34 protein-coding genes and 1 pseudogene are annotated in these 24,091 nt (G+C 33.2%); 5 read left to right on the forward strand and 30 right to left on the reverse strand.

Translation table 11 applies throughout. The features are described 5' to 3' along the window. Positions 1–220: 220 nt before the first annotated feature. The 11 genes from ACOQFO_RS02795 to ACOQFO_RS02845 form a co-directional block, all read right to left on the reverse strand. Positions 221–655: a hypothetical protein gene (locus tag ACOQFO_RS02795; RefSeq protein ID WP_421688192.1), complete on the reverse strand. Its 435-nt coding sequence runs from the start codon at positions 653–655 to the stop codon at positions 221–223. Positions 656–801: 146 nt separating this feature from the next. Next, positions 802–1,287, reverse strand: coding sequence for a GNAT family N-acetyltransferase (locus ACOQFO_RS02800; RefSeq protein ID WP_421688193.1), 486 nt, complete (start codon positions 1,285–1,287; stop codon positions 802–804). 24 nt (positions 1,288–1,311) lie between these two features. After that, positions 1,312–2,640 carry an NAD(P)-binding domain-containing protein gene (locus tag ACOQFO_RS02805; RefSeq protein ID WP_421688194.1) on the reverse strand — a complete coding sequence of 443 codons (1,329 nt, stop codon included), beginning with the start codon at positions 2,638–2,640 and terminating at the stop codon, positions 1,312–1,314. Positions 2,641–2,915: 275 nt separating this feature from the next. Further along, on the reverse strand, positions 2,916–3,218 hold the full coding sequence (locus ACOQFO_RS02810; RefSeq protein ID WP_421688195.1) for an ArsR/SmtB family transcription factor: 303 nt from the start codon (positions 3,216–3,218) through the stop codon (positions 2,916–2,918). 85 nt (positions 3,219–3,303) lie between these two features. After that, on the reverse strand, positions 3,304–3,720 hold the full coding sequence (arsC, locus tag ACOQFO_RS02815) for an arsenate reductase (thioredoxin) (protein ID WP_421688196.1): 417 nt from the start codon (positions 3,718–3,720) through the stop codon (positions 3,304–3,306). A 15-nt stretch (positions 3,721–3,735) separates the two neighbouring features. Further along, the gene (locus ACOQFO_RS02820; RefSeq protein ID WP_421688197.1) at positions 3,736–5,025 is read right to left on the reverse strand and encodes an arsenic transporter; all 1,290 of its coding nucleotides are present in this window, start codon (positions 5,023–5,025) and stop codon (positions 3,736–3,738) included. Between the two features lie 234 nt (positions 5,026–5,259). After that, positions 5,260–6,654: an L-cystine transporter gene (locus tag ACOQFO_RS02825; RefSeq protein WP_421688198.1), complete on the reverse strand. Its 1,395-nt coding sequence runs from the start codon at positions 6,652–6,654 to the stop codon at positions 5,260–5,262. 135 nt (positions 6,655–6,789) lie between these two features. Then, the gene (locus tag ACOQFO_RS02830; RefSeq protein ID WP_421688199.1) at positions 6,790–7,131 is read right to left on the reverse strand and encodes a rhodanese-like domain-containing protein; all 342 of its coding nucleotides are present in this window, start codon (positions 7,129–7,131) and stop codon (positions 6,790–6,792) included. A 236-nt stretch (positions 7,132–7,367) separates the two neighbouring features. Beyond that, entirely contained in the window at positions 7,368–7,835 is a 468-nt protein-coding gene (locus ACOQFO_RS02835; protein ID WP_421688200.1) for a GNAT family N-acetyltransferase, read from the reverse strand. Positions 7,836–7,956: 121 nt separating this feature from the next. After that, the gene (locus tag ACOQFO_RS02840; protein WP_421688201.1) at positions 7,957–8,256 is read right to left on the reverse strand and encodes a hypothetical protein; all 300 of its coding nucleotides are present in this window, start codon (positions 8,254–8,256) and stop codon (positions 7,957–7,959) included. A gap of 153 nt (positions 8,257–8,409) precedes the next feature. Further along, positions 8,410–8,730 carry a hypothetical protein gene (locus ACOQFO_RS02845; RefSeq protein ID WP_421688202.1) on the reverse strand — a complete coding sequence of 107 codons (321 nt, stop codon included), beginning with the start codon at positions 8,728–8,730 and terminating at the stop codon, positions 8,410–8,412. A 240-nt stretch (positions 8,731–8,970) separates the two neighbouring features. Here ACOQFO_RS02845 and ACOQFO_RS02850 point away from each other — a divergent pair, with 240 nt between their 5' ends. Next, on the forward strand, positions 8,971–9,465 hold the full coding sequence (locus tag ACOQFO_RS02850; RefSeq protein ID WP_421688203.1) for a hypothetical protein: 495 nt from the start codon (positions 8,971–8,973) through the stop codon (positions 9,463–9,465). Positions 9,466–9,840: 375 nt separating this feature from the next. On the opposite strand, the gene ACOQFO_RS02855 is transcribed toward ACOQFO_RS02850, so the two are convergent. The 4 genes from ACOQFO_RS02855 to ACOQFO_RS02870 all read right to left on the reverse strand — a co-directional run bounded on the left by ACOQFO_RS02855 (position 9,841) and on the right by ACOQFO_RS02870 (position 12,033). Beyond that, positions 9,841–10,263: a VOC family protein gene (locus tag ACOQFO_RS02855; RefSeq protein WP_421688204.1), complete on the reverse strand. Its 423-nt coding sequence runs from the start codon at positions 10,261–10,263 to the stop codon at positions 9,841–9,843. A gap of 17 nt (positions 10,264–10,280) precedes the next feature. Continuing rightward, entirely contained in the window at positions 10,281–10,829 is a 549-nt protein-coding gene (locus tag ACOQFO_RS02860; protein ID WP_421688205.1) for a GNAT family N-acetyltransferase, read from the reverse strand. Between the two features lie 41 nt (positions 10,830–10,870). Then, on the reverse strand, positions 10,871–11,302 hold the full coding sequence (locus ACOQFO_RS02865) for a flavoprotein (RefSeq protein ID WP_421688206.1): 432 nt from the start codon (positions 11,300–11,302) through the stop codon (positions 10,871–10,873). A gap of 422 nt (positions 11,303–11,724) precedes the next feature. Beyond that, positions 11,725–12,033, reverse strand: a complete 309-nt coding sequence (locus ACOQFO_RS02870; protein WP_421688207.1) for a hypothetical protein — start codon at positions 12,031–12,033, stop codon at positions 11,725–11,727. A 193-nt stretch (positions 12,034–12,226) separates the two neighbouring features. Here ACOQFO_RS02870 and ACOQFO_RS02875 point away from each other — a divergent pair, with 193 nt between their 5' ends. After that, on the forward strand, positions 12,227–12,553 hold the full coding sequence (locus ACOQFO_RS02875; RefSeq protein ID WP_421688208.1) for a hypothetical protein: 327 nt from the start codon (positions 12,227–12,229) through the stop codon (positions 12,551–12,553). A gap of 312 nt (positions 12,554–12,865) precedes the next feature. On the opposite strand, the gene ACOQFO_RS02880 is transcribed toward ACOQFO_RS02875, so the two are convergent. From ACOQFO_RS02880 to ACOQFO_RS02890, 3 genes are all read right to left on the reverse strand, one after another. Continuing rightward, positions 12,866–13,261: an SET domain-containing protein gene (locus ACOQFO_RS02880; RefSeq protein WP_421688209.1), complete on the reverse strand. Its 396-nt coding sequence runs from the start codon at positions 13,259–13,261 to the stop codon at positions 12,866–12,868. Positions 13,262–13,374: 113 nt separating this feature from the next. Then, positions 13,375–13,776, reverse strand: a complete 402-nt coding sequence (locus ACOQFO_RS02885; protein WP_421688210.1) for a CopG family transcriptional regulator — start codon at positions 13,774–13,776, stop codon at positions 13,375–13,377. Between the two features lie 133 nt (positions 13,777–13,909). Next, a complete protein-coding gene (locus ACOQFO_RS02890) occupies positions 13,910–14,302 on the reverse strand; it encodes a hypothetical protein (RefSeq protein ID WP_421688211.1) in 393 nt (130 codons plus the stop codon). A 150-nt stretch (positions 14,303–14,452) separates the two neighbouring features. On the opposite strand from ACOQFO_RS02890, the gene ACOQFO_RS02895 reads away from it, so the two are divergent. Beyond that, positions 14,453–14,596: a hypothetical protein gene (locus tag ACOQFO_RS02895; RefSeq protein WP_421688212.1), complete on the forward strand. Its 144-nt coding sequence runs from the start codon at positions 14,453–14,455 to the stop codon at positions 14,594–14,596. Positions 14,597–14,639: 43 nt separating this feature from the next. Here ACOQFO_RS02895 and ACOQFO_RS02900 read toward each other — a convergent pair whose 3' ends face one another. After that, entirely contained in the window at positions 14,640–15,077 is a 438-nt protein-coding gene (locus ACOQFO_RS02900; RefSeq protein WP_421688213.1) for a cell wall hydrolase, read from the reverse strand. Between the two features lie 163 nt (positions 15,078–15,240). On the opposite strand from ACOQFO_RS02900, the gene ACOQFO_RS02905 reads away from it, so the two are divergent. Further along, entirely contained in the window at positions 15,241–15,426 is a 186-nt protein-coding gene (locus tag ACOQFO_RS02905) for a hypothetical protein (RefSeq protein WP_421688214.1), read from the forward strand. A 100-nt stretch (positions 15,427–15,526) separates the two neighbouring features. Here ACOQFO_RS02905 and ACOQFO_RS02910 read toward each other — a convergent pair whose 3' ends face one another. The 11 genes and pseudogenes from ACOQFO_RS02910 to ACOQFO_RS02960 form a co-directional block, all read right to left on the reverse strand. Next, on the reverse strand, positions 15,527–15,727 hold the full coding sequence (locus ACOQFO_RS02910; RefSeq protein ID WP_421688215.1) for a cold-shock protein: 201 nt from the start codon (positions 15,725–15,727) through the stop codon (positions 15,527–15,529). Positions 15,728–15,986: 259 nt separating this feature from the next. Next, entirely contained in the window at positions 15,987–16,196 is a 210-nt protein-coding gene (locus ACOQFO_RS02915) for a hypothetical protein (protein ID WP_421688216.1), read from the reverse strand. A gap of 279 nt (positions 16,197–16,475) precedes the next feature. Continuing rightward, complete coding sequence (locus ACOQFO_RS02920; protein ID WP_421688217.1) at positions 16,476–17,228, reverse strand: class I SAM-dependent methyltransferase; 753 nt, start codon at positions 17,226–17,228, stop codon at positions 16,476–16,478. Between the two features lie 25 nt (positions 17,229–17,253). Next, positions 17,254–17,727 carry an 8-oxo-dGTP diphosphatase gene (locus tag ACOQFO_RS02925; protein WP_421688218.1) on the reverse strand — a complete coding sequence of 158 codons (474 nt, stop codon included), beginning with the start codon at positions 17,725–17,727 and terminating at the stop codon, positions 17,254–17,256. Positions 17,728–17,935: 208 nt separating this feature from the next. Further along, on the reverse strand, positions 17,936–18,601 hold the full coding sequence (locus ACOQFO_RS02930) for an AraC family transcriptional regulator (protein ID WP_421688219.1): 666 nt from the start codon (positions 18,599–18,601) through the stop codon (positions 17,936–17,938). Between the two features lie 550 nt (positions 18,602–19,151). Beyond that, on the reverse strand, positions 19,152–19,712 hold the full coding sequence (locus tag ACOQFO_RS02935; RefSeq protein ID WP_421688234.1) for a cysteine hydrolase family protein: 561 nt from the start codon (positions 19,710–19,712) through the stop codon (positions 19,152–19,154). Positions 19,713–19,775: 63 nt separating this feature from the next. Further along, positions 19,776–20,180, reverse strand: a pseudogene (lspA, locus tag ACOQFO_RS02940) (signal peptidase II); the annotation flags it as partial. Between the two features lie 111 nt (positions 20,181–20,291). Beyond that, on the reverse strand, positions 20,292–21,110 hold the full coding sequence (locus tag ACOQFO_RS02945; RefSeq protein WP_421688220.1) for a GNAT family N-acetyltransferase: 819 nt from the start codon (positions 21,108–21,110) through the stop codon (positions 20,292–20,294). A 26-nt stretch (positions 21,111–21,136) separates the two neighbouring features. Next, complete coding sequence (locus ACOQFO_RS02950) at positions 21,137–21,496, reverse strand: YybH family protein (RefSeq protein ID WP_421688221.1); 360 nt, start codon at positions 21,494–21,496, stop codon at positions 21,137–21,139. Between the two features lie 13 nt (positions 21,497–21,509). Further along, the gene (locus ACOQFO_RS02955) at positions 21,510–22,259 is read right to left on the reverse strand and encodes a class I SAM-dependent methyltransferase (protein WP_421688222.1); all 750 of its coding nucleotides are present in this window, start codon (positions 22,257–22,259) and stop codon (positions 21,510–21,512) included. 423 nt (positions 22,260–22,682) lie between these two features. Then, the gene (locus ACOQFO_RS02960) at positions 22,683–23,186 is read right to left on the reverse strand and encodes a GNAT family N-acetyltransferase (RefSeq protein WP_421688223.1); all 504 of its coding nucleotides are present in this window, start codon (positions 23,184–23,186) and stop codon (positions 22,683–22,685) included. Between the two features lie 200 nt (positions 23,187–23,386). Between ACOQFO_RS02960 and ACOQFO_RS02965 the strand changes: the two genes are divergently transcribed. Beyond that, positions 23,387–23,992: a YitT family protein gene (locus tag ACOQFO_RS02965; RefSeq protein WP_421688224.1), complete on the forward strand. Its 606-nt coding sequence runs from the start codon at positions 23,387–23,389 to the stop codon at positions 23,990–23,992. The last annotated feature ends 99 nt before the right edge of the window (positions 23,993–24,091 follow it).

Consider the following 24,091-nt stretch of genomic DNA (forward strand, 5'->3'; position numbering starts at 1 on the left):
GTGGTTATTTCATCGTTGCTTTAACCATATCAGAAATGGATTCTTTTTTCATTTATTTGATGCATGGACCATTTAGCTCAATACCTTGATAGATAAGCATTATTTGGTTATCAAAGATTTTTTATGAATAATTCAGGTATAATTAAATCAACAATGATATAAACGATAACTTATTATTTTTTTCGAATTTTTTATTACAAAATTTCTTTAGACTCGCTCGTTATTGCAATAAATTTCCTAACTTTTCGAAGAAATCTTCATTATTGATCACATAATAGCCGCGTAAAGTTTCTTCAGGAAAAACTAATAACTCCTCATCGACTAGTACAAATATTCTAAAATCTCTGTTCGAATTTGAGTAGATCATATAATCTGCATCGTCTCGTGTATATAACCTCTCAGGACCATCTATTTTTACCACTAAATCCTTTAATAAGTTTATGATTTCTTTTTGTACACTTTCAGAAACATTTAATTCTATAAATTCATCATCGTTTATTTTTTCTACTCTAACAATTGGATTACTATTCAAATAGTCCTCCGAGATAAAGTCAGTAAATTTTTTGATATAAGAAAGCTGGATAATGATTGTAAAAATTAAGGTAATTACTGATATGGAAACAAAGATATACATCTTAATCTTAGGATCACTCAAAACTTCTCCTTCTTTGAAACCCAATTCACTCACCCCATATTTGAATTAAGTTATTTGGTATTTCCCTTACTAATTATAAGAATTCAACAAAAAGAACGTTAATCCTTTAGATTAACGTTCACCGTTTAACAGATATAGTTAATTATTTATGCAATGTCTTTACTTCTTCTTTCCATGATAATCGTGTCATGCCATTTTCCGTCTCTCATCGCAATCTTCTCTCTTATACCGACGATACGGAACCCCATTTTTTCATGTAAAGCTAAACTCGATTTATTGATAGCAAAAATAACGGATTCTAATGTCCAATAACCCTCTTTTTCACTTTCTTCAATCATTTTTTCCATTAGCGATGTCCCAACTCCTTTACCACGTGCCGATTCACTAATATAAACACTTATTTCCCCAACACCACGGTATACTTCCCGGATAGAAACTTGAGAAAGCGTAATCCAACCCACAACAATTCCATCTATTTCAGCAACAAAGCGTAATGTTGGATGATATTTCTTATTCCATACTTCTTTAGATGGAATATTCGTTTCAAATGTTGCACATTTCGTGGCTAATCCCTCGCCATAAATACTAAGTACTGCATCTAAATCAGATTCTACTAATTGACGAATGAACACAAAAATTCCCCCGCTCCCTTTGTATTAACAACAACCACTAATACCGCTACTACATACGCCTGTTTCAGGTAAAGTTAATTCAACTCGTTTTGCACTTTCTACATCTCCTGCTAAGTAAGAAGTGATGGAACGTATTTGTTCGTAGCCAGTTACCATTAAAAATGTTGGCGCACGACCATAGCTTTTTGAACCTACCACATATAAATTTTTCTCCGGTTGTCGTAATTCCGCTTCCCCATGTGGACGAACTGTTCCACAACTATGAACATTTGGATCAATTAACGGTGCTATAGAAGTCACACTTTCTGTTATTGGGTCAATGCTAAAACGTAACTCACTATTTATCGAATAATTTGGGCGACTACCAGTGTTCACAATTAGTCGGTCATATCCCTTTAAAGTAATCTCCTCTTCACTATAATTCCCTATAATAGAAATCGTTCCTTCATCTATTAGAGTAGAAATATAAAATGGTGTAATCACTTTTATTTTATCTTCTTCAACAAGCTGACGAATGCGAAGTCCAAGTGCTCCACGCTCAGGTAGTGCATCATTTTGTTCACCACCATACGCCTGTTCGATGCTATTCTTACGTAGAAACCATGTGATTTCAGTATCAGGAGCTTTTTCCTGTAATTTGACTAAATTTATTAGAGAATTGATAGCTGAATGTCCGCCCCCGATTACAGCAATTTTTTTATTTGCATAATCAGTTTGATGTGCTTCCACATCTGGAATATGGTAATCAATACGTGCTTTCATTGATTTTTCTTCCGGTAACCAAACTCCGTTTCCTTGAGCCGGGTTTGGATTTCCCCATGTACCTGTTGCATCTAACACAGCGCGAACTTCAACTGTTTTTATTTCCCCTTCTGATTGAACATAGAGGTAGAAGGATTGAGAATCCCGGTTCTTAGATTTCATTTTGTCATTCAATTTACGTGTAATCGCAATAATTTCGTGATTTGTATTAATAAATGGTTTTATCATTTCTAAGTTTGCAAGAGGAATAAGATATTGGTCAATCAACTCATTCCCTGTTGGAACAATTTCTTCATTTGGTTCTTGCCAATCTGTTTGTAAAAGTAAATGCTTTGCAGACTGATCAATATTATACTTCCATGGAGAAAACAATCTTACATGACCCCAAGTACGAATATTCGCTCCGACTTCGCTTCCTTTTTCGAACAGGATAAATGGTAAATTTTTTGTAGCTAGTTGTGCAGCTGCAGCAAGTCCAACAGGCCCCGCCCCTATAATAGCGATTGGTAAAGAAGATTCTGACGTAGAATAACTAGATGAAGTACTACAACATTCAGCCGGTTGATTTAAAATATTGAAAGTCATTTTCATAGTTAAATCCCTCCTAATATAAGTATTTACTTATATATTAATTAAAATAAATAGTAGCGCATGGCTACTTATTTATTTCTTTCCTAATTTGATTTAAAGCCAATTCAAACTGTTCTTTCGTGTAAGTTCCGTATTCTTCAATATTCCCGTTGAAGAATTGGTCTAGAACAATTGTGTACATCTCTTCGAAAGAGGATGTTCTCGACAATAAGATTAACTTCATATATGCGTAAAAAAATTCTTTACTCTTAACCCCAGAATGATGTACAAGCATTTTATGAATCACAAGTATTACATTGGTTTGGTGATTTTGTCTCTAATTGATCAATAATAGACTGAATTGCTGGTGTTTGCTCTTCTAAAATACGATAGTGTTTCCAAGTTCCCACCTTACGCGCCGTTACAATACCAGCTTCTTCAAGTTTTTTTAATTGTTGACTAACAGCAGGTTGAGAAAGTCCGAGAACATCCACTAGGTCACAAACACAAGTTTCGCCTGACTTTAAACAACTAAGTAAAGTTAGTCGATTCGCATCTGATACTGCCTTTAACTGTTTTTCAAGAAATTGAATGTCCATCCTCTTCACCTCATTCTCTTGTATAAGTATATGCTTATATAATAATATTCAATTCTAAAAATTACAACCATATTTGTTAAAATTTTCATTCGCCAGTTTCTGCAAACTTTTTAATACGAGAACCGATTTCATCACGGACTCTTTGAAAAACAGACCATTTTTCTTCATCTGTTCCTTGTACTTTTGCTGGATCATCAAAGCCCCAATGCACTCTTCTAACTTGAGGTGGTGTAACAGGACATTTATCTGCTGCGTCGCTACATAAAGTAACAACTAAATCAGCATTGTTCAAGGTTTCCATGTCAATGATGTCCGATGTCTGTTTTGAAATATCGATATCGATTTCTTTCATTGCTTTCACTGCATTCGGGTTTAGACCATGGGCTTCAATCCCTGCACTTTTCACATCCCAATCAGGAAGAAATTTTTTAGCCCATCCCTCTGCCATTTGGCTTCTGCAAGAATTACCTGTACATAGGAAGTAAATTGTTTTATGGGACATATTTGCTAGCTCCTTTTAGAAAATTAATAATGTTATATAAAGACCCACTAATGTAATAAATAAAATTGGTAATGTTAACACAATCCCCGTTTTGAAATAAGTTCCCCAAGAGATTTTAATACCCTTTTGAGATAACACATGTAACCATACTAGCGTGGCAAGTGATCCAATAGGTGTAATTTTCGGTCCTAAATCAGAACCAATTACATTCGCATAAATTAGTGCTTCTTTTACAACACCAGTTGTGCTTGTTTCTGCAATCGCTAATGCATCAATCATAACCGTAGGCAAATTGTTCATCACTGAAGATAAAAATGCTGCAATATAGCCCATTGCAATTGTCGCTGTAAACAAACCGTGATCTGCAAAGAATTGGATTACACTCGCAAGTGAACCCGTTAACCAAGCATTCCCCATTCCATATACAACAACGTACATTCCGATTGAGAAGAATACGATATTCCAAGGTGCTCCTTTTATTACTGACATTGTATTTACTACAGGACTTCTTCTCGCCATTAACACAAAGAAAATAGCAATAAGACCTACAACAAATGACACTGGAATATGAAGAAATTGACTAGTAAAATAACCGATTACTAATACGGATAATACAACCCAAGACAATCTAAACATTGCCTTATCCTTAATCGCCTCTTTTGGATTTTTCAATCTTGAAATATCATATTTTTTTGGAATGCTTTTGCTAAAATAAATGAGCAACACAATAATTGTGGCAGCTAATGAAAATATGTTTGGTAATACCATTCTTACTGCATATTCAGCAAATCCAATATTAAAGTAATCAGCAGAAATGATATTCACTAGATTACTAATTACAAACGGTAAAGAAGTTGTATCTGCAATAAACCCACTTGCCATAATAAATGGGAAAATCATTGCCTCTTTAAAATCTAAATGACGAACCATTGCCAACACAATTGGTGTTAAGATCAACGCAGCACCATCGTTTGCAAATAGTGCTGATACAATCGCTCCTAAAAAACTAATGTAAACAAACATTTTTACTCCATTACCATTAGCTGCTCTAGCCATATGTAATGCTGCCCATTCAAATAAACCAATTTCGTCTAAAATAAGTGAGATTAGAATGATTGCTACAAAAGCGAATGTGGCATTCCATGTAATGTCTACTACTTCTGATACATCTTGAAAATCAACTACACCTACAAGTAAAGCTAATAGTGCCCCACCACATGCAGTCCATCCGATATTTAGCCCCTTCGGCTGCCAAATAACGATGATTAATGTTAATAAAAAAATCAACGTTGCTAAAATCGCCATTTCAATAAATCCTTTCTCCAACTATGAAAATAAATTACACTACATTTATATATAACAATATACTTATATAAAACTGTTATAATAATATTCTACTTATTGATTTCTTTCAATACTTATTTATTCCAAAGTATAGTGAAAATCTAATTCATGTAAAAAAGCGTTATCCCCAATTTTTTGTAGGATAACGCTTATTAATTTATCTAGTGAATCGAATTTCTATATTACTCTTTAAATTTATTCTTCTGCTACATCATGTAGATCGGACTTATCGTTATATACTTTTTCGTCCAATTCTCCAGTGATTCTACCTGTTAATATACCTGAAGTCATACCGCCACTTACATTTAGTGCAGTACGTCCCATATCTATTAAAGGTTCAACAGAGATTAATAGAGCAACAATTGTGATTGGTAGATTCATGACAGATAGGACGATTAATGAAGCAAAAGTTGCTCCTCCCCCTACTCCTGCAACACCAAAAGAGCTAATCATAACAACTAAAATAAGTGTCACAAGGAATCCTGGATCTAAAGGATTTATTCCCACAGTTGGTGCAACCATTACTGCTAACATTGCTGGATAGATCCCCGCACAACCATTTTGACCAATTGTTACACTAAATGGTCCAACAAAGTTCGCAACAGCTGATGAAACACCGTATCCATCTGTTTGAGTTTTAATATTTAGTGGTAAAGAACTTGCACTTGAACGAGATGTAAATGCAAATGTTAATACCGGTAAGCCTTTTTTAACATAAGTAATAGGGTTTAATTTTGCAAAACTAATTAATAGTAAATGAACTAAGAACATAGCAATTAACGCTACATATGAAGCAATTACAAATTGACCTAAATTTAAAATAGCTTCATAATTCGTAGTTGCAGCAGCTTTTGTCATAATTGCTAAAATTCCATAAGGCGTTAATCGAATAATAAGAGTTACGATACGCATTGTAAGTGTGTACAATGTATCAACAAGATTTGAAAATTGTTCTGCTTGTTCTGGTTGTTTTCTTCGTACACCTAAAAACGCAAGACCGATAAATGCAGCAAAAATTACAACTGCAATTGTTGATGTTGAACGAGAACCTGTTAAATCAGCAAATGGATTTGTTGGTATGAAAGAAAGAATTTGATCTGGAATTGTTAGATTTTGTACTGTTGTTACACGTTCTTCAAGTTGTGTCATTCTATCATTTTCAGCATCTCCAGCTTCTAATTGAACTCCGTCTAATCCAAAGCCTAATGTAGCTGCGATCCCGATTAATGCAGCAATTCCCGTCGTAACAAGCAAAATACCAATACCAAAGAAACTAATTTTCCCAATATTTTTAGAAAGTTTAATCTTTGTAAATGCAGCAATAATGGAAATTAAAACTAATGGCATAACAACCATTTGTAGAAGTTTCGCATAGCCCGAACCTACAATATTAAACCATTGCATTGAAGTTGTTACAACTTCAGAAGTTGTTCCGTAAATAATATTTAAAATGATACCAAATAATAAACCTAAACCAAGACCTATTAATACACGAGTTGAAAATTTAACGTGCTTCTTTTGTAATGTGTATAAACCAATAATAAGTGCTAAAAGAATAACAATATTCAAAATTACAAGAAACGTAGTCATGATCTTCACTCTCCTTTATTTTGTTTTTAAATTTTTAACAAAAGTTATTATATCATATCAACCCTACTGGTAAAGTATGAATTTGATTTTTATAAAAAAATCTTCTGCCTTTGCAGAAGATCATACATTTATGAATTATTTTGTTTTCATATATTCCTTCCATGCAGTAATTCCACCCTCTAAAATAACAACATCATATTGTTTTTCAGATAAAATGTTCGCACACTTTGTAGCGGAATTTCCTGTAGTACAAGTTACGATGATTTCATTGTCTTTTGGTAATGAATGAAGATCCTCTTGTTGGGATTCCTCTAATTGAAAAATGTCCGCTTTATTAATGTTTAGACTTTCTACTGTTGAGCCTTCTATATGAAAATCATTATATTTTTCTGCAGCTCTTACATCTAAAACAATTAGTTTCTCTTGTAATTTTAATTTTTGATACAATTCTTCAGGTGTGATTGTTTTAACTGTCACGGGGTAAAGCCTCCCTAAATTATTAATTTCTCAAAAAGTTATCCACAATTCTGACTTTTCAACAACTTTATCCTCAGTTGCTCTACTTTTCCACATTATAAGTATATATTTTTCACATTAACATAAAAAAATTATCCACAAGTTAGTCCTTTACAAGTTAGAAAAACGATTGGTTCTAACTAAACCAATCGTCCCTTCATTATAGTAATTTTATAACCTAAATAATTTTTCATAACTTATTCAATCGCCAAGCAATAGATTGGTTCTGGATGATGCCCCTCTTCCACTTCTCCAGTTGGTTTAAAACCAACTCTTTCATAAATGCGGATGGCACGCTCATTATCATGTATAACGGATAAATAAATTTCCTTACATTGATGTGTATTAATCATATCTTCGACTATGGCATTTAAAACCGGAATCCCATAGCCTTTGCCTTGGAACTTATGACCAATCATCATGCTGACCAACTCATAACGACCGGTAGTTTTCATGAATCCATGTGATGTAAATCCAATCAATTCTTCACCATCATAGATAGCTTTGGCCGTTAAACCATAAACATGGCTCATTCCTAGAAAGAACGCATTTGAGCCAACCCATCTTTCATAGATTTGAATATATTTTTCTTGCACTTCATCAGATTTTAAATTAATTACTTCGAAAAAGTTTTGTTCAGTTACAGCTTTAAGTTGAATATTCATTTGTATCCCCTAACGTTAAATTAATATCTCAATCATCTTAATACTTAAATCCTTCTAAAACTTTTCTTTTATTCATACAAAGGTTAATAGATTTTACACGACTAAGATAATTAAGCGATACTTATTTACTTTCCATTTTGACAACCTCGCTACCAAACCAATGGATAAATCCACAACGTTTACATAGTAAAGTGGTTACTTCATCGTTTAGCCATTCCAAGTCTAAAAATGTTAATCCTCTTGTATTAAGCATTGCTTTTCCTTGTTCAAACTTGTTGTGTTTGCAATGGATACAGGAAACTTCTATTTCGCCCGCTTTGTATTCAGATCCAATTTCTTTCTCTTCTTTTTCCTTTTGCATTTCTTGTGCTATTTTTTCGCCTTCTAATCTCATTCTTTCTAACTCTTTCTTGCTGAACATCAAATTCCCCCTTACTGTTTTCTTCTTGAGACATTAATGAACTAGCATAACAATTAAATCGATAGCTTTACTTCTTTCTATATTTAGTTCTATAAAAAACGGCGCTAATCCTTTAGATTAACGCCTTATTTTTTTACTATTTAGATTCCGCTTTTAGTAATCCTCTAGATCAAAGGATTCATCTTTATTTTTAAAGTGTAGGTTATAGCCGATTAATTGATTGAGTGGGAACTTTTTGCTTGGAGTTATTTCAAGGAGATGGACATATAGATTTTTCCCTAGGGAAACTGTTTGTTTTCTCGTTCTTATTCTTATTTCGATACACTGATTTCCTTCATTTTTAAATTCAATTTTAAAACATTGTGCATTAATCAGATAATTTTTACTTGTAGCAATCCAAATATAGGCATGAGATTGGTCCACTCGGCGTATGATAGGACCTGATAATAGTGCAGGAAACTCAATTGAAGTCATCTTTTCCTTCACCCTCTTTTTTGACTTTCACTAAAAATATGCAAAAAGTCTAACGAGTGTGTTGGAAACTGGGAATTTAAAGAATATAGAACTAAGAGTCATTGAAAGAATATTTAATTTCTAAATTTCATTGTCGATTAATTCACTTTTTCTCTTCATTCGTCTATGATTAAATTGAACCATAATATGGAAAAAAGACGACTCTTGACTATAAAAATCGAGAATTGGAGGTGTATGTAATTGAGTAAAAAATACTCTATAGTATTTGCTTTGTTTATAGGCTTACTAATTGCTGGTGTATATCTATATTATCAAAACAATCCAAGTACACAAATTCGTACTGAAATTTCAACTGTAGATGAAAAGACATATGATTCAATCGGAGGTTTAGAACATGTTAATCATCCGGAGCAAGAAAATTTTAAGCAATTACTTTTTACATTTAAATTCAGCTATACAGATGATGTTGAAGAGTATCATTTTGAGTTGGACCAGGATTTTAGAAATTTACTAGGTGACGATATTTATTGGTTTGGAAACCAATATGAATTTGATACTCCTGAAACTCATGAATTTACACATGAAGAAAATATCGTCATTTATACAGGAGAAGTTTCTAACGATGAAATTAAGGATTTATTAAGTAAAGGAATCGTGACTTTATCTTGGAAAGAAAACGGCGAAGAAATTGTTAAAGAATATAACATTGGAGAGTCTGTCGTTTTTTTAAAATAAATAAAAAAAGCGTCAATCCACTATTCTCTGGATTAAACGCCACAACTACAATGGAAGCTACCTTCAGTTTCGGGAAATGTTTTTTCACAAATTTTTTGGCAGATGTTTTTAGTGAATCCCCTTTATAAAATTTAAATTCGGACCCATACTCTTCAAGTTGATGTGCCGTGTCGATATGTAGTACGATTTGCACTTGACCATCTTCATTTTTCAACTCTACTTTATTAAAATTAAAGGTATACTTTGTACACCACCTTAAATGTAGTAAGTATCCGACAAAAAGATTAATGTATAACGGTTTAGAATTTGATTTTCATTTCTCAAAAAAATACTGCAAGTATACCGTACAGTAAGGTCATAAATGTTGTTCATAGCTTAAACATTATTATTCAAATATTTTTCCTTAAACGTTGGACTTAGTTCACTCCATACGTCAAATTTATTGCCATCTAAGTCGCAAAATACAAAGTTTCTTCCTGAATGACCTCGATTTTCGATGTCCTCCACATTAATGTCATTCAACTTAAAGGTATTATGTAATGCCACTAACTCATCTAAACCATCTACTTCGAATGTTATAGAAAAACGCTCTATTCCATGATGATCAAGGAAGTTTGAAGATTGGTTTTCATATGCTTTTACGAGGAAGAAACTTTGATTGGCAAGATTAATAATTGCCTTGTCATCATCTTGATAATTTAACTGAGCCCCTAACTTATTAACGTACCATTGGGATGCGAGCTCCACATTGCTAACAGGTATATACGTTGTACCTACTCTCATTAATTTTCCGTACATAAATTGCTCCCTTTCTATTAATCTTTTGGATTTATAATTCCATAATAAACTAGACTTTCATAACGATTTTCTTTTATGACATGGTCTATTAGGATTCCCTCTTGTTTCATGCCCAACTTTTCCAACACCCTACCTGAAGCTTGGTTTGAACTAAAATAACGTGCAAATACTTTATGCATTTTTTTGATTTCAAATGCAAATTCGATCATTGCTTTTGCTGCCTCAGTTGCATAGCCATTTCCCCAATATACTTCACCAACCCAATAGGCTATTTCACCATGATTTGAACTTTGATTATTAGAGAGTGCGATTGCCCCGTATAATTCCCCTGTTTCCTTATTTGTTATAGCCATTTCGTATGCTTTGTTCTCATTAAAATTTTGCTTGTGTCTTTGAATCCATGTTAGAGCATCTTCAATACTATAGGGATATGGTAGATATAACGTGCTTTTATAGATATTGTAGTTATTACATAGTGTCGCAACTGTTTCTGCATCGGATTGCTCGAATAGCCTTAGTTTTAGTCTATCTGTTGTGATAGTTTTTTCCTGATGATTATATTGCATGTGTAATCCCCCTACTGCTGTTGTAGCGAACTAAATGTTTCTTAAACTCCCGATTGGAGAAATTCAATCTTGTCTATATTTTCATTGATTACCCCGGTCTCAACATAACTTCTAACCAACTGCCACTTACTGGTTGATGGATCTTGTTTAAATGTTTCGAAAAATAGATTGGAAGTACCTATACTATTACCATTTATCATAATTGTTGCAGATAAGATGACTAGATTTTCACCAGCTTTTAATGGCATGATTGCAATTTCTTTTACATTCCATTCAGCTTTATTTTCCGTCACATAGTTAAAACCCTGTTCCCATCCCTGAATGGACTCTTCATATCCAAAGTCTACAATTTCCCCTTTTGATGTTTCTCTACACATGTAGTCAGTGGATAAAAATTCCTTTAACTCAGCCAGTGAAGAACTTCTCCAACTTTCTAAATAGGAATTTAGAGATACTCTAAATGTCTCCTCCATATAAAAACCCCCTGTTCCATTTATTACTAATTTCAACAATGATTATGGCAAACCCTTTAAAATTCGAATTATTAAATAAACAAAAAAACAGACCCTTAAATTCATTAAGGACCTGTAATATTCATTTCACTCTTTTCATACCAGACTTTGCTGATAAATTTAAGGAGGTAACAGAATGTTTTTTATTTCCATGGATTATTTGAGAAATTGACTTTAATTCTTTTAATCCATAGCTTTTCTATCTGATTATATACTATTTGATATAATCAAGGTCAATATCAAATACACAACAATTCCCCTATTAAATACTCCTTTATTCTCATTTTTCCATTTTACTTTTATCGCTATTTTTGTGTATAAAAAGCGTTACCCTATAGGATAACGCTTAATATAGATTGCGAATAATCATGAGCTCTCATTTACTATCTATGATAAGCCTCTGTTCTCGCATCTTTATAGGCACTAATATATAAACAAATTGCTGTAATTGCATGGAAGAACCAACCGACAATTGGAATAAATGCAATAATACTTGTTACGATACCTAAAATACTTGGGGCTACTGAAGTTCGATTAGAAATTGCAATGGCAGCTGTTATTATATGCAATATTAATCCAAGGGTTAATAGTTGCCATCCACTTAAAATTACAAGTAACCCACCAAAAAATGGAATGGCTAAAACAGCTTCGAACGTCCCAGTAATTCCCTTAGCAAAACTAGACCATTTCATTATTTCACGCCCCTTTTAATTCTTCTATTATCTTTTACGATTGAAAGTCAAAAAAGATTCAATCATTCGTATGTAAAGAATACCTTTATTCTTTCAAATTAAAGGATTTTTATTTTTTAGCCCTTAGTATAGGTAGTCGAATTATGTAAATACTTCAATTAATACTATTTATATTCAATAAAGAGGTGTTGATATGGATTTTCCTACGATTTATACAAGTATTTGGGATGTTCTAATTGCAGTACCCTTTATCATGATCTTAACTCAATTATTAAAAAAGCTTTTACATATTAAATCTGTATTTATACCGACTTTAGCCATTGTATTAGGACTGTTGTTATCCATATTTATTAGCCATAGCTATAATGTATTTGCTGGAATGGTTATGGGGTGGTTTTATGGTTATGGAGCTATAGGAAGTTATGCTTCACTTAAAACATCCATCAACGCATTAAGAAAACGAAAGATTTTGGTACACCAAATAGCCGAATTTCCCACAAAAATCTTCAAAGTAAAGTAACTACATCTTCTTTAAATGAACTAAAAATTCACTATCACATAAAATAAGAGTGAATATGGAAAAAAGGATGATGTAACCATTTATCTCATAAGCTATTTATTCAAAAAAGGATCGGGTACTTCAACTGATGGTGATAAAAAACCACCTAGCTTTGACGATGAGTTTGGGGAAATTGACCGTTGGGAAGATGACGGTGGTAGATATGAACGTGCTAGGTTAATACGTTTTACTGGTTATTTCGATTCAGCTTATGATAAATTTTAACTAATAAAAGGGAGACAGGTCGTCTCCCTTTTATTTATCAAAAGAACATTACTCTTCATCTCCGACATAATCTTTGTTAAACCAGAGCTGCTCTTTGTCATCCACATCGCCATTATAATTAATAAAAATTTCTTCTCCCGCTTTTATATCTTTATATGCGAAGAAGTCAAATGTGTGATTGTCAAAATTGATATCATACGTTGCATTCGGTTCATAAGAATGGTTAAACAACATACCATACCCAAGAAGGATAGCTGTGTGATTAATGCCATACTCAAATGCATAATCAGCAAGTAATGTTTTTTCAATATGTTGATGCTGTTCATTTGGATATGCAATAACAGGGGCTTCATGGATAAGCTCCCCTTTTTTTATATCACGTGTTGCAAATACGCCTCGATTAAATTCGCCATCGCTTATTGTAGATGTTCTTACTTCGATCATGTTGTTTCTCCTACTTACTTTTAATGTTTGAATATAACTTTAACATTAAAATGAATACAAGGCATGTTTTTATACATTATTAATAAAAATTATTTTTCCAATACAAAATTAATTTATAGAGATACCTTCTCTTTATTAATATCATTTATGACATTACGTATTTCCGGTGTTGCCTTTAGCACTCCATAAACTTTTAAGGAATTAATTGTTTTTATGGCTAATTCTTTGTCAATATCATCTGCTAAAACAAGCATTCCTAGTACTTTAATGTCCAGTACTTTATTTTGTGTTAGCACTTCTTCAAGCAAATGTTTATTGAAATAGCTAATACCAACTGCAAATGCTTTTTCTTTAATGAGAGGTTCAACAATAATTGAGTACGTTGATAATTGATGTCTAATTGCAGCCTTTATAAAATCGGTACGATTTGAATAAAACCCTTGCTCTACTAATAGATCCACTTTTCCTAAATCAACAACATTCATATTAATCGTAATCTTTTCTGTTTCCGCCATTACATATCCCTCCCATTTCCCTTTTAGAAAATATATGTAAGCGTTACCATCCTTATACCATCTAGTTGGATGGTTAATGAAATAAAAAACAAGTATTAATCTTATTGGATTAATACTTGCAAATGATGTTAATTTACTTTGAGGAGTTTTTCATATATTTACCTGACCAATTTAGTGCCGCACAAAAATAAAGGATTACAGCATAAATACAAACACCAACTAAATAATAAATATCATCTACCTTGGGAAGCTTTGTAAATTCTGACTCTCCATGAGCTTTAATATATGTTGTAGTTGAGTAAAAATAAAATCCAAAATAGGTAATCGTAGATATTAACAATATTCCAGTGAGAATCGCCTTCTTATGTAAAACAACTTTAATTAAGCTTTTCTTAAAAGCTTGCGAAAATGTTATTATCGTTTGATCTTTGGTATCTGCACTTACATTCTGATTAAATGGCGTTAAGAAATAAATCATTAACGAACCCCAGACAAGTCCAAAAATAATAATTTCATGTAATTGCACCGAAAACTCCCCCTACCTCATATTTCAAAAATACAAAATACACCTAAACCTAACTTCGACAAATTAAGGTAAATTACCTTCTGAATAAATCCAACATTTTGTCGCAAATTAAGTAAGACTCTGTCAATCATTTTAGGAGGCGAACACTCGATGGCTAAGAAAAGTAAAACGAGCTTTAGAAAAATGAAGAAGCCGAAGAAAGATATTAATCATCGTGAAGAATACTCGAAAGAGTTTAACCAAGTGATTCATAACAATCCTCCACTAGAAGTGAGAAAGCACAGAGGAACTTAAGAAAAATCCTTAGTCCCATTCTCTGAATAGGACTAAGGATTTTTCATCTATAAACACTATCACATGTTCCAGGTGCTGGTTCGTAGAAACAATGATTTTTAAACTGTCCTGTAAAGGGTTGGCCGTACCAAGTTGGAGGACAAGGCCCATATGGATTAAAATACCAAAGAGCATATTTCGCTGGATGTTGTCTCCAATACTCCAAAACTTGTCTTGCTAATCTCTGTTCATTTGGTCTTGCTGGATTATAAAATAAATTCCCTTTTTGTACAGCTTCAAAAGAATAGTTACTACCTTGTACTTGGAAAATGACGTCTTCGATTGTTCTAACGTCTCTAAAATCTAAGCAATCGGCAATTGCACGATTAACAATGACATTTCCAACATATAACATCCCTTGGTTTCCTTCGCCTTCTGCTTCCGCTCGCATCATTCTTGCGATTAAGTCAACATCCTTATCCCGGTATTTCACTCTTGCCATTTTCTCACCCCAACTATATTGTATGAAGAATAGCCTACTTTGATATCAAAGTTTGTCGAATAAATTATTTTCTAAGTTTAAGAACTCTTAAATTAGTTGGTTTAAGTGGCAACATGTATAGTTTTGTCCCAATCGCAAAAACTTTTATAGAGGAGTGATTCGATTGGATAAAAAAGAAAAGTACCTTACTACAGCACCTGAAGAACCAAAAGTAACGATTGAAAATGATTCGCGCTATCCAAATTTAAAAAGTGTACCTGGGAATTCTGTAGATGAATATAACGAATTGAAAGAAGCAAATGTAATTTTTGCTGAAAAAGAGATACAACAACAAAATGAGAATCTATAATGTTGTTCAAGCCTAACATGAATATTACCCTTATAAATACTCCAACGAACAAAAAAAGAGGAACCCTTTTGTTAAAGGATTCCTCTTTTTATTGTGAAAATTAAAGTTTTACGATGTTTGTAGCTTGTGGTCCACGTTGACCTTGTTCAACTTCAAATTCAACTTTTTGACCTTCTTCTAAAGATTTGAAACCTTCTCCTTGGATCGCTGAGAAGTGAGCGAATACGTCTGATCCACCTTCAACCTCGATGAATCCAAAACCTTTTTCTGCGTTAAACCATTTTACTGTACCTTGTGTCATTTAAATGACCTCCATTAAGTTAAATTTAATATATAAGCTTTTTAAAATAAAAAAATTCACATATTACAAAAAGTACCGAACAACACGATTACTCTTTGTAATAGGTGAATTCAAGCTTTTTCCATATAGGACTTATTAATTTCATTATATACTTATATTATATATTTGTCTAATCCATTTTATTCATCTTTTTCGGATTTTTAACAAGTTGCGCTAATTTCTCTACAATAGAAATCAGCACATTTGTTATTTAATCCAATTAACGCGAAGCTTTTGGCGGTTGACAAACCTCACATTTACGTTGGTGATTATCTTTAAATTTCTTAAATGTTTTTTCAAAGTTATTACCACATGAACATTTGAATAATAATTTTTGAGAGAAACCATGATATTCAGTTGTTAGTAATTTACTCTCAGAATTGTTCTCTACAAATTTTCTAATCTCATCGATTGTCCATCGTTTATTCATTTATTTACACCTCCAATTACACTTAGCGAAGGCTAATTATAACATGTTCTACCGGTTTTACGATGCTTTTACTACCAAATAACAAATTAAGCAAGAAAAGCTAGTGATTGTTGGATCATCTTTATTATTTGTATTGATTAAATAATTTATCCAAGTAGATCAAACCGTTGCATGAACAAAATAGCGTGAATGAGTAATTGGCAAACCATCTTCTGTTGCATTTCGTTCGAAAAAATATCGTCGGGTCGATTAATGGCACTTACATCACTCCTTAAACTTTTAATCACTTAACTTTGTACTTTTAATAATTAGTGTTGTAGGTAAGAATTGCACTTTTTCATAACTATACCAACGGTTGGAATGTTTCTCTACGTCTAATTCAGTTGTAACTACTTCCTCCACCACTCTCTCCACTTTAAAGCCATTGTTAACTAATGTATTAATATAAGTGCTTACTTTTAATTGCTGCATAATTGCTGTATGGCTCCAACCTTCATGATTGTATGGCCCTTCTTCATGGTAAGATTTATTGAAAGTAAGTGTGTTATTTTCATTTTTCACCCGACTATACAATGGGTGTTCCCAACTGAAAATAAAGCTTCCACCTTTTTTAAGATATCGATGTACGTTTTTTATTGTCTGATCAAGGTTGGTTGTCCATCCTAATGCGAAAATAGAGTAAACCATATCAAAGTAGTCGGCTGGTAATCCTGGATCGTCTTCCATTGGGGATTCAAACAGTTGGACAGGCTTTGCAGAATCGCTAAGTAAATCCCGCGCTGCCTCCAGTTGTTTACTAGATAAATCTAATCCCCATAATTCTGCCGCGTGTTCTTGTTCCATATATTTCAATGAATGCCCACTACCGCACCCTATCTCTAAAACTTTTAAGTTAGTTACATCACCTAGTAAATTAAGGTCATCCTCCCTTGGCGCAAATGGGCCATATTCAGGCAGTGGATTTCTACCATAAAAGCGATGTGCCACCTCATCCCAGCATTGTTTATTAATTGAAAGTGTATTGATATTCATATGAAAACCTCCTATGTATATTGCATTACGTACGATTGATCGTTACTTTTTCAGGTTCATTTTTCTCTACATTCCATATGGTTTGAATTTCAAATGTCCCAGGTTCGAAAAATAAATCAAATCGGATTCTAATATCGTCTTGCATTGGTAATTTTTTCGCTTCATTTATTTCCACCCAATGTAACTCGCCTTCCGGAGGGTTTTCTAATAATTCGCCGCTAAAATCTTTTGTCCAATAGTTCAACATTATGTAACGTTTGTTTTCCGTTGAGTTAATAAATTCAGAAAATCCTTTGAATACAAGATTACTAACTTCCAGACCAGTTTCTTCTTTTACCTCTCGAATTGCTCCTTCTACAAAACTCTCTGGAAATTCTACTTTCCCACCAGGAGGTATAAACCCTTTAAAATCATCGTGTTGTCTGTTAATTAACAAGATTTTGTCTCCATCTTGAATCATCACAACAGTCCAAAATTTATATGTAATTTCTTGCGTCATCCCGAAGCTCCTCTATGTTTTATATCTCTATATACGATAAATTTTTTAGTGCTACTTAACAATAAATACTACATTTCCTTCTAAATCCCTTTATATTGTTCATAACATGAATAAACAATTTAGTTCTATGTAATGGTTTACAACTAACTTTGTGCCCACTTTTGCCCATTTATCATACAATAGTGAAAACATTAGTCTTTGCTTGTTATTACCTATTAATTTCACTACGAAAATTTTGGATTAATGCAATATATTGAGTATCTCCTAATCCATACTCTTTAAACTGATCTAGTAAGCTACGCACAAGTTCATTTTCAGGAGTGTTTATGTGCTCTCGAATATAAATTTGAAGGTCGCTATCAGGATTTAAATAGTTTAAATAGAGCTCAACTCCCTTTTTCAATGGTGGAGAGGTAATTTCACTAGGCATTAATTTTTGAATCAAAACTTGCTTATAAAGCGCTGCATAGTCATTTGCTTTAAGTGTGTATTTCTCAATAGGTGTGAAAAAATCATCCACAATATGAAGTGTTATTATACCTTTGTGTTGATTTTGATCTAACCAAGCTAGAATTGTTAAAATGTTCATTTGGCAAAACATATCAGAATCAAACCAAAGTTCCAAGTTTGTGAATTCACCGTTTAATAAAGGTTCCAGCGGTTTTAATGTGATGTCTGCATATTGTTGTATTGTAACGTGATGTACTTCCGCGCGTTTTTCGATAAAGTCATTCGAAAAAATATTTTCTGTCGTCTTTCCATAACACATAGCTTCATTAAAAGGGATCATCATCTCCCCATCTAGAAAGCCGGTTTTTTTGAAGTGATCAAACATCGATTGACCGTTTAGGATATGTAATGTTTGGTTTTGCAAAGGAAATCCTCCTTAATGAGTTATTTATAAGTCATGAGAAATTTACCAATACAACGTGCGATGGCCCACGTTTTTCTGAAAACGCACGATATGATAAAATGAATGATACCCTTTGAATAGGAGTTGATCACCATTTTTATATCAGTCTGGTTTTTCTCTATTTTCGTTTTATATATTATTAATCTCTATTTTATATTCAAAAAGGATATAAATCGTCTTAACATTTGGAAGAGTATCATTATACTTTTAAATGTTGCTGCACTTATTTATAGTGGGATGTTATTATATTACTTTACTGTTATTTTTCTTATGGTTAATAATGATATTTTCTCGATATTCCAAAATACATTTAAAGTTAATATCATCTATTTCGGATTACTATTTTTCTTTATCATTCTTAATATTGTGTTATCTGTATTCGTCATTCGGAAGAAACAGAATAATACACACGTACCGAAAGCTTAATATACTACACCTCTAATTCACTGGGATTAGAGGTGTTTTTAATTAATAAAGCGCCTCTACTAGTAGAGTAGAAACGCTCATTGATTTAACGATATTGATTGTGAATTGGATTGAATAAATCATCTTCTGCTTTTCGAACTAGTGAGAAGTGATCCACATTATCATGACCGTGAAGGACTCGGTTATGGTGTTGAATAATTTGTTCTGCAGACAGTACACTAGAATCCGATGTTGAATGGCCATCCCCTACAAGCGTTACATCAAATTTGTTCACTGTTGCAGCTCTTACCGCTGTATCAATACAATATTCTGTCTTGCAGCCCATTACAACAAGATGTTCAATATTATTCTTATTTAAATGGTCTAGTAATGGTGTTCCATAAAACGAATTCGTCGCCGTTTTATTAAAAACAACAGCCTCTTCAGGTACATTGATATCTGGATGTACTTGAAAGTCTGGACCTTCCCCACCACCTATTTCTGTATCTCGAATAAAGATAATCGGAATATTTTGACCTAGTGCGTCTTGAATGACTTTATTAATATTATTTATTAATCTCTCTTTCTCGAAAACTCCAGTTTCGTATGCCCCATCTCCATCAATAATCCCTCGTTGCGCGTCAATTACTAGTAATGCTTGTTTCAACTTACTTCCCCCTTGTTTTTCTTTATTCCTTTTTTGAATAAGCTCGGTATTAACTGTATCCACAATTAATAAAACCAGCCCAATATTTAATGCGTAGTCCGCAATATTGAGTATTCCATTATTCGTTCCAATTGTGATAAAGTCAGTTACTTGGTTAAACAGAATTCGGTCAATGGCATTACCGATTGCCCCACCTGCAAGGAGACCAGCACCAATTTCAAGTAGCCATCTTTTCCCTTCTCTTTTTCGATAATATAGAAGAAAACCCACTACAAAAATTGCCAATGGTACAAACCAACGACCATATCCTTGAAACGAGCTAAAAGCAGCACCGCTATTTTCCAAGTGGGTGATATACATTGGTGTATTCCCTATTTGAAAATATTCACCAATTGCAACATTCATTCGAATCCATATTTTTGTTAGTTGATCTATGATGATAATGAGTATTGCTAAAGAATAAAACATCTAAATGATTTCCTTCCCCATCAAACAGAAAATACATGAATAATTTGCACACTCTCACTTTATCAAATAAAAGAATTTTTAGTGGATAAAGAGTCTTGTGCTCAAAAAAGATTAATTTCCTTTTATCCATATCGCTTTTGTATAAGCGATTTTCATCGTTGCTCTTTCCATATTATTTTGACTAACAGATCCAAATTTAGCTTGTCCTACTATTAGATTATTTTCATTGTGAATTGCCTCTATCATTCGCTGTTGAATTAAAGCACTTTGAATGCCCTTGTTTCTCTCATCTGGAAGAGTCGTAGCAGCTGCAAGTGTCGCGACTTGATCTTTTTCAAATAATACCCCAATTCCTACTGGTCGCTCCCCAATCATTGCAAGGTAAAACGTCCACTGAGGATTAGAATAAAGAATCTTATTATTTGCAGCTACCCCTCCTGCAAGAAAATCAGGCATTTGAAAACCTTTCGTATAAATTTCACCGAACAGGTCAAATTCATTTTCATTTAATTTTCGTATTGTAATATCAGAATCCAATTGTGGATTTAGGCAATCTTCCATAGATAAATGCTTATACAGTGTAGTATGAAAATCAATTTGATAAAATCCTAGTTTATTTAAATATGTAAGTAATTCTTTAGAAGTATTGGCTGGGGTTAATTCAAATAATATAGGAATATTTTTTTGGTCAAAGTAATCTATTATCGCTTCTACATATGGCTCATCTCCAGCTCTTAATCCTTTCACTGTGTTAAAAGATGGACCGGGTATGTTTTTTGCTGAGAAAGCTGTTGCGTGTCCAAAAGTTTGAATTTCGATTCCCATTGGATTTTCTTTGATGTTCTGAATTGCAGTAAGTCTTGAAGTGAGCATATCAATTTCGGCTTGTTCCAATGTACGAGCAAGATTAATATTTACAACAGTTGTCATACATTCACTTCCTATCATTTAGAGTTTCATCTTGGCAAAGGGCTTAAGTGTTCGTGAATCAATAACCATCTGTCTGATTCATTTACAAATACATTCGTTGCTCGTCCTTTTCCACTTGCATACGTTCCATCGATATATCCTTCGTAGAAATAGGTATAGACACAAGATGCAGAGTGACTATTTTGAAATAACCAAGTGACATCGTGAGCTTCGTAGTTTTCATCTTTTATCTTTGCCCAAGTATTTTCAAAGAATTGTTGAATCTCTTGATGACCTTTGCAAGTATGATTAGTGAAGTAATACACTGCATCTGGATGGATTAATTTTCTTACTTCGTTAAAGTCATGTGTATTCGTTGCTTGAATATAGCTATTTAATATATCCACAATGATGGTCTCCTTAACTTTTCCTTGCTTTAATCACAATAAAAGCTGGTCTGCGTTGTTCTTGGATTAATAATGGAACTTTTTCTAATCCTTCTGGCGTTGATTGGGGTTCAATTATTTTTTCGATGACTAAACCTTTTTCCACTAATGTATTAATTAATGTTGATAAAGTTCTGTGATATATAATAACCCCATCTACTAACCAATGAAATTCGCGTTTTCCTTCTTCTTGATAATCGTCAATTGCCCAATGTAGCGGATTCCCCTCTTCATCTCGAATCCAGTTTTTCATTTGTCTATTAAATTGTTTTCGAGCAGTTGATATAGGGTGTTCCGTAGAGAAAATTAATTGCCCGTTATCTTTTAATAAACCATAAACTTTTTCGATCAGTTTTCCGTAATCCTCAACGTAATGGAATACCAAGGAGCTGATGATTAAATCGAATGTTTGATCACCCAGTTCCAAATCTTCAATAGGTGCACAAATGTATTCTACTTTCTCATGAGGATGATCTGTTTTCGCTTTATTGATCATATTGCTTGATATGTCTACACCGATGACCTTAGTTGCCCCATTTTCAGCACAGTATTTAGCGTTAGCTCCTATACCACAACCTATATCTAATACCGTTTTCCCCTCCAGATCAGGTAATAGCGATTTAATAGCAGGTTGTTCGACAAAGTCATTAATAGTAAGACCTGTTTCTCGTTTTGTTGAATACCCTTCAAAGAAAATCGGATTGTCATAAATGTTTTGTTTCAAATTAATACCTCCCATAGTAGATGAAACTCGTAAACTAACTAAACCCGATCACTCGGCTGCATTCCCTCTTCTTCTATCTCCACAAACCAAGAAAGAATCGTCGTACTATCCAAAACACCGTTTTTCTTAATGTCTTCCAATAAATATCGAACTCCTTGTTCATTTGTTTGATTTTGGAATGGTTTGAAAATTTCAATCGGTTGATCATAATTTACATTTGGACATTCAACAAGTCCGTCTGTTGTTAGAAAGATGTGATTTTGACCTTTTCTTAGTTCTTTTATGCCCGTGCTGTAGCTTGGTACTTCTAGGCTGCTCTTACGCGTTCATCATCAATTGCGACTTTCAGTATGAGATCCATCATTTCACGCTTTGTACGAATAGCAATCCCCCCATAACTTCAAAATTTTCAAGGGTTTTCTTTTAATCGATAAATAAAACCATAAAATCTTCATCATAATATTGGCCGTTATCTTTTAGCGCATTTGGTTCAACTCCATAGGATTTAAATCCAAGAGATTCATATAGCTTTTTCGCACTAAGGTTTGAAGAAACTACCGATAGATGAATTTGTTCTACCCCTTCCATCTTTTTAGCGCGATCAATCATATCGATAAGAATCGCTCTCCCCACTCCACGACCGCGCATTTCCGGTGCAACGTACATACCATAAATATTCCCTTTATGTATTACCTTTTGGTCAGTTTCACGTACAAATCTTGCAAAACCTACTAGATTACCGTAGTCATATGCCCCTAATACAAACTTCTCATTTGTTGGCTGAATTCGTTCTTTTACATAGTCCAATGTGAAAGCTACTTCTTTATCATAAGTCGAACCGAAACTTTCTGGATTAGTTTGTAGTGCTCTTAATCTTAGTTGTTGGTATTCTGGAGCATTTGTTTCAGTTAATATTTTTATTTCCATGTAATTCTCCTTTTCTATCAATACCACTATTTATCTACTTTTGATTTCTTAAGAATATGATTTTCAAAATCCATACTACGTTTTTATTTCTACTATGCTCATCATATATCCTTTCCTCTCATAAGAATAATATGGGAAAAGTTAAAGTCGTAAATGAGCAACTACAATGTACGTTACTTTTAGATAAAAGGAGCATCTTTTTGAAAGCATTTAGGCCATATAAGAATTATCTTATTGAACTAGCCATTAAAATACCTTGGATTTTCATTGGAGCGATGATGGCAGCTGTCAGCCTTGAAGTTATATTAATCCCCCATGGGTTAATCGATGGAGGTATTACAGGCGTTTCCATGATGCTTTCTGGGATCGGTGGATTTCCATTAAGCGTATTGTTGTTTCTTTTAAATATTCCATTTTTACTTTTAGGGTTGAAGTTTTTAGGTAAGCGATTTGCATTTTCAGCTTCTTTTGGCATTATTGCGTTAGCAATCTCTACTGGATTATTAGAGAGGAAATCCCCATTCCTAGAAGGAAACACAATTTTAATTTTAATTATTGGCGGTATCTTACTTGGAATGGGTATTGGAATCGTTATTCGGAATGGTGGCGTATTAGATGGGACAGACGTTCTTGCACTATTAATTTCTAAAAAAACTCGTTTAACGATTGGGGAAGCTATTTTCGTTATTAATATTTTCATCTTTTTGTTAGCGTTATTATTATTTGGTTGGAAAGGTGCAGTGATCTCAATTATTACATATTTTATTGCTGTAACCGTGGTGGATATGGTAAGAGTTAACGAATAATTTTTATCGAATTTTGTAATTATTCAAACTTTTGGAAATTTAGTTGTGCCACACAATTTAAACTATGGTATATTATAGTAAAATCGTCTATTTCCTGAA

The sequence above is a fragment of the Ureibacillus sp. MALMAid1270 genome (genome assembly GCF_049202975.1).
GTDB lineage: Bacteria > Bacillota > Bacilli > Bacillales_A > Planococcaceae > Ureibacillus.

Excerpts from the sequence above, each read along its gene's own strand:
- ACOQFO_RS02945 (WP_421688220.1), bottom strand. The coding sequence starts at position 21,110 with ATGACAACTGTTGTAAATATTAATCTTGCTCGTACATTGGAACAAGCC.
- ACOQFO_RS02810 (WP_421688195.1), bottom strand. The coding sequence starts at position 3,218 with ATGGACATTCAATTTCTTGAAAAACAGTTAAAGGCAGTATCAGATGCG.
- ACOQFO_RS02910 (WP_421688215.1), bottom strand. The coding sequence starts at position 15,727 with ATGACACAAGGTACAGTAAAATGGTTTAACGCAGAAAAAGGTTTTGGA.
- ACOQFO_RS02900 (WP_421688213.1), bottom strand. The coding sequence starts at position 15,077 with ATGGCAAGAGTGAAATACCGGGATAAGGATGTTGACTTAATCGCAAGA.
- ACOQFO_RS02840 (WP_421688201.1), bottom strand. The coding sequence starts at position 8,256 with ATGTTCAGCAAGAAAGAGTTAGAAAGAATGAGATTAGAAGGCGAAAAA.
- ACOQFO_RS02925 (WP_421688218.1), bottom strand. The coding sequence starts at position 17,727 with ATGACGCAAGAAATTACATATAAATTTTGGACTGTTGTGATGATTCAA.
- ACOQFO_RS02870 (WP_421688207.1), bottom strand. The coding sequence starts at position 12,033 with ATGAAATGGTCTAGTTTTGCTAAGGGAATTACTGGGACGTTCGAAGCT.
- ACOQFO_RS02820 (WP_421688197.1), bottom strand. The coding sequence starts at position 5,025 with ATGGCGATTTTAGCAACGTTGATTTTTTTATTAACATTAATCATCGTT.
- ACOQFO_RS02880 (WP_421688209.1), bottom strand. The coding sequence starts at position 13,261 with ATGATCGAAGTAAGAACATCTACAATAAGCGATGGCGAATTTAATCGA.
- ACOQFO_RS02915 (WP_421688216.1), bottom strand. The coding sequence starts at position 16,196 with ATGAATAAACGATGGACAATCGATGAGATTAGAAAATTTGTAGAGAAC.
- ACOQFO_RS02960 (WP_421688223.1), bottom strand. The coding sequence starts at position 23,186 with ATGGAAATAAAAATATTAACTGAAACAAATGCTCCAGAATACCAACAA.
- ACOQFO_RS02895 (WP_421688212.1), top strand. The coding sequence starts at position 14,453 with ATGGCTAAGAAAAGTAAAACGAGCTTTAGAAAAATGAAGAAGCCGAAG.
- ACOQFO_RS02860 (WP_421688205.1), bottom strand. The coding sequence starts at position 10,829 with ATGCAATATAATCATCAGGAAAAAACTATCACAACAGATAGACTAAAA.
- ACOQFO_RS02885 (WP_421688210.1), bottom strand. The coding sequence starts at position 13,776 with ATGGCGGAAACAGAAAAGATTACGATTAATATGAATGTTGTTGATTTA.
- ACOQFO_RS02875 (WP_421688208.1), top strand. The coding sequence starts at position 12,227 with ATGGATTTTCCTACGATTTATACAAGTATTTGGGATGTTCTAATTGCA.
- ACOQFO_RS02855 (WP_421688204.1), bottom strand. The coding sequence starts at position 10,263 with ATGTACGGAAAATTAATGAGAGTAGGTACAACGTATATACCTGTTAGC.
- arsC (WP_421688196.1), bottom strand. The coding sequence starts at position 3,720 with ATGTCCCATAAAACAATTTACTTCCTATGTACAGGTAATTCTTGCAGA.
- ACOQFO_RS02865 (WP_421688206.1), bottom strand. The coding sequence starts at position 11,302 with ATGGAGGAGACATTTAGAGTATCTCTAAATTCCTATTTAGAAAGTTGG.
- ACOQFO_RS02920 (WP_421688217.1), bottom strand. The coding sequence starts at position 17,228 with ATGAATATCAATACACTTTCAATTAATAAACAATGCTGGGATGAGGTG.
- ACOQFO_RS02805 (WP_421688194.1), bottom strand. The coding sequence starts at position 2,640 with ATGAAAATGACTTTCAATATTTTAAATCAACCGGCTGAATGTTGTAGT.
- ACOQFO_RS02825 (WP_421688198.1), bottom strand. The coding sequence starts at position 6,654 with ATGACTACGTTTCTTGTAATTTTGAATATTGTTATTCTTTTAGCACTT.
- ACOQFO_RS02845 (WP_421688202.1), bottom strand. The coding sequence starts at position 8,730 with ATGACTTCAATTGAGTTTCCTGCACTATTATCAGGTCCTATCATACGC.
- ACOQFO_RS02835 (WP_421688200.1), bottom strand. The coding sequence starts at position 7,835 with ATGAATATTCAACTTAAAGCTGTAACTGAACAAAACTTTTTCGAAGTA.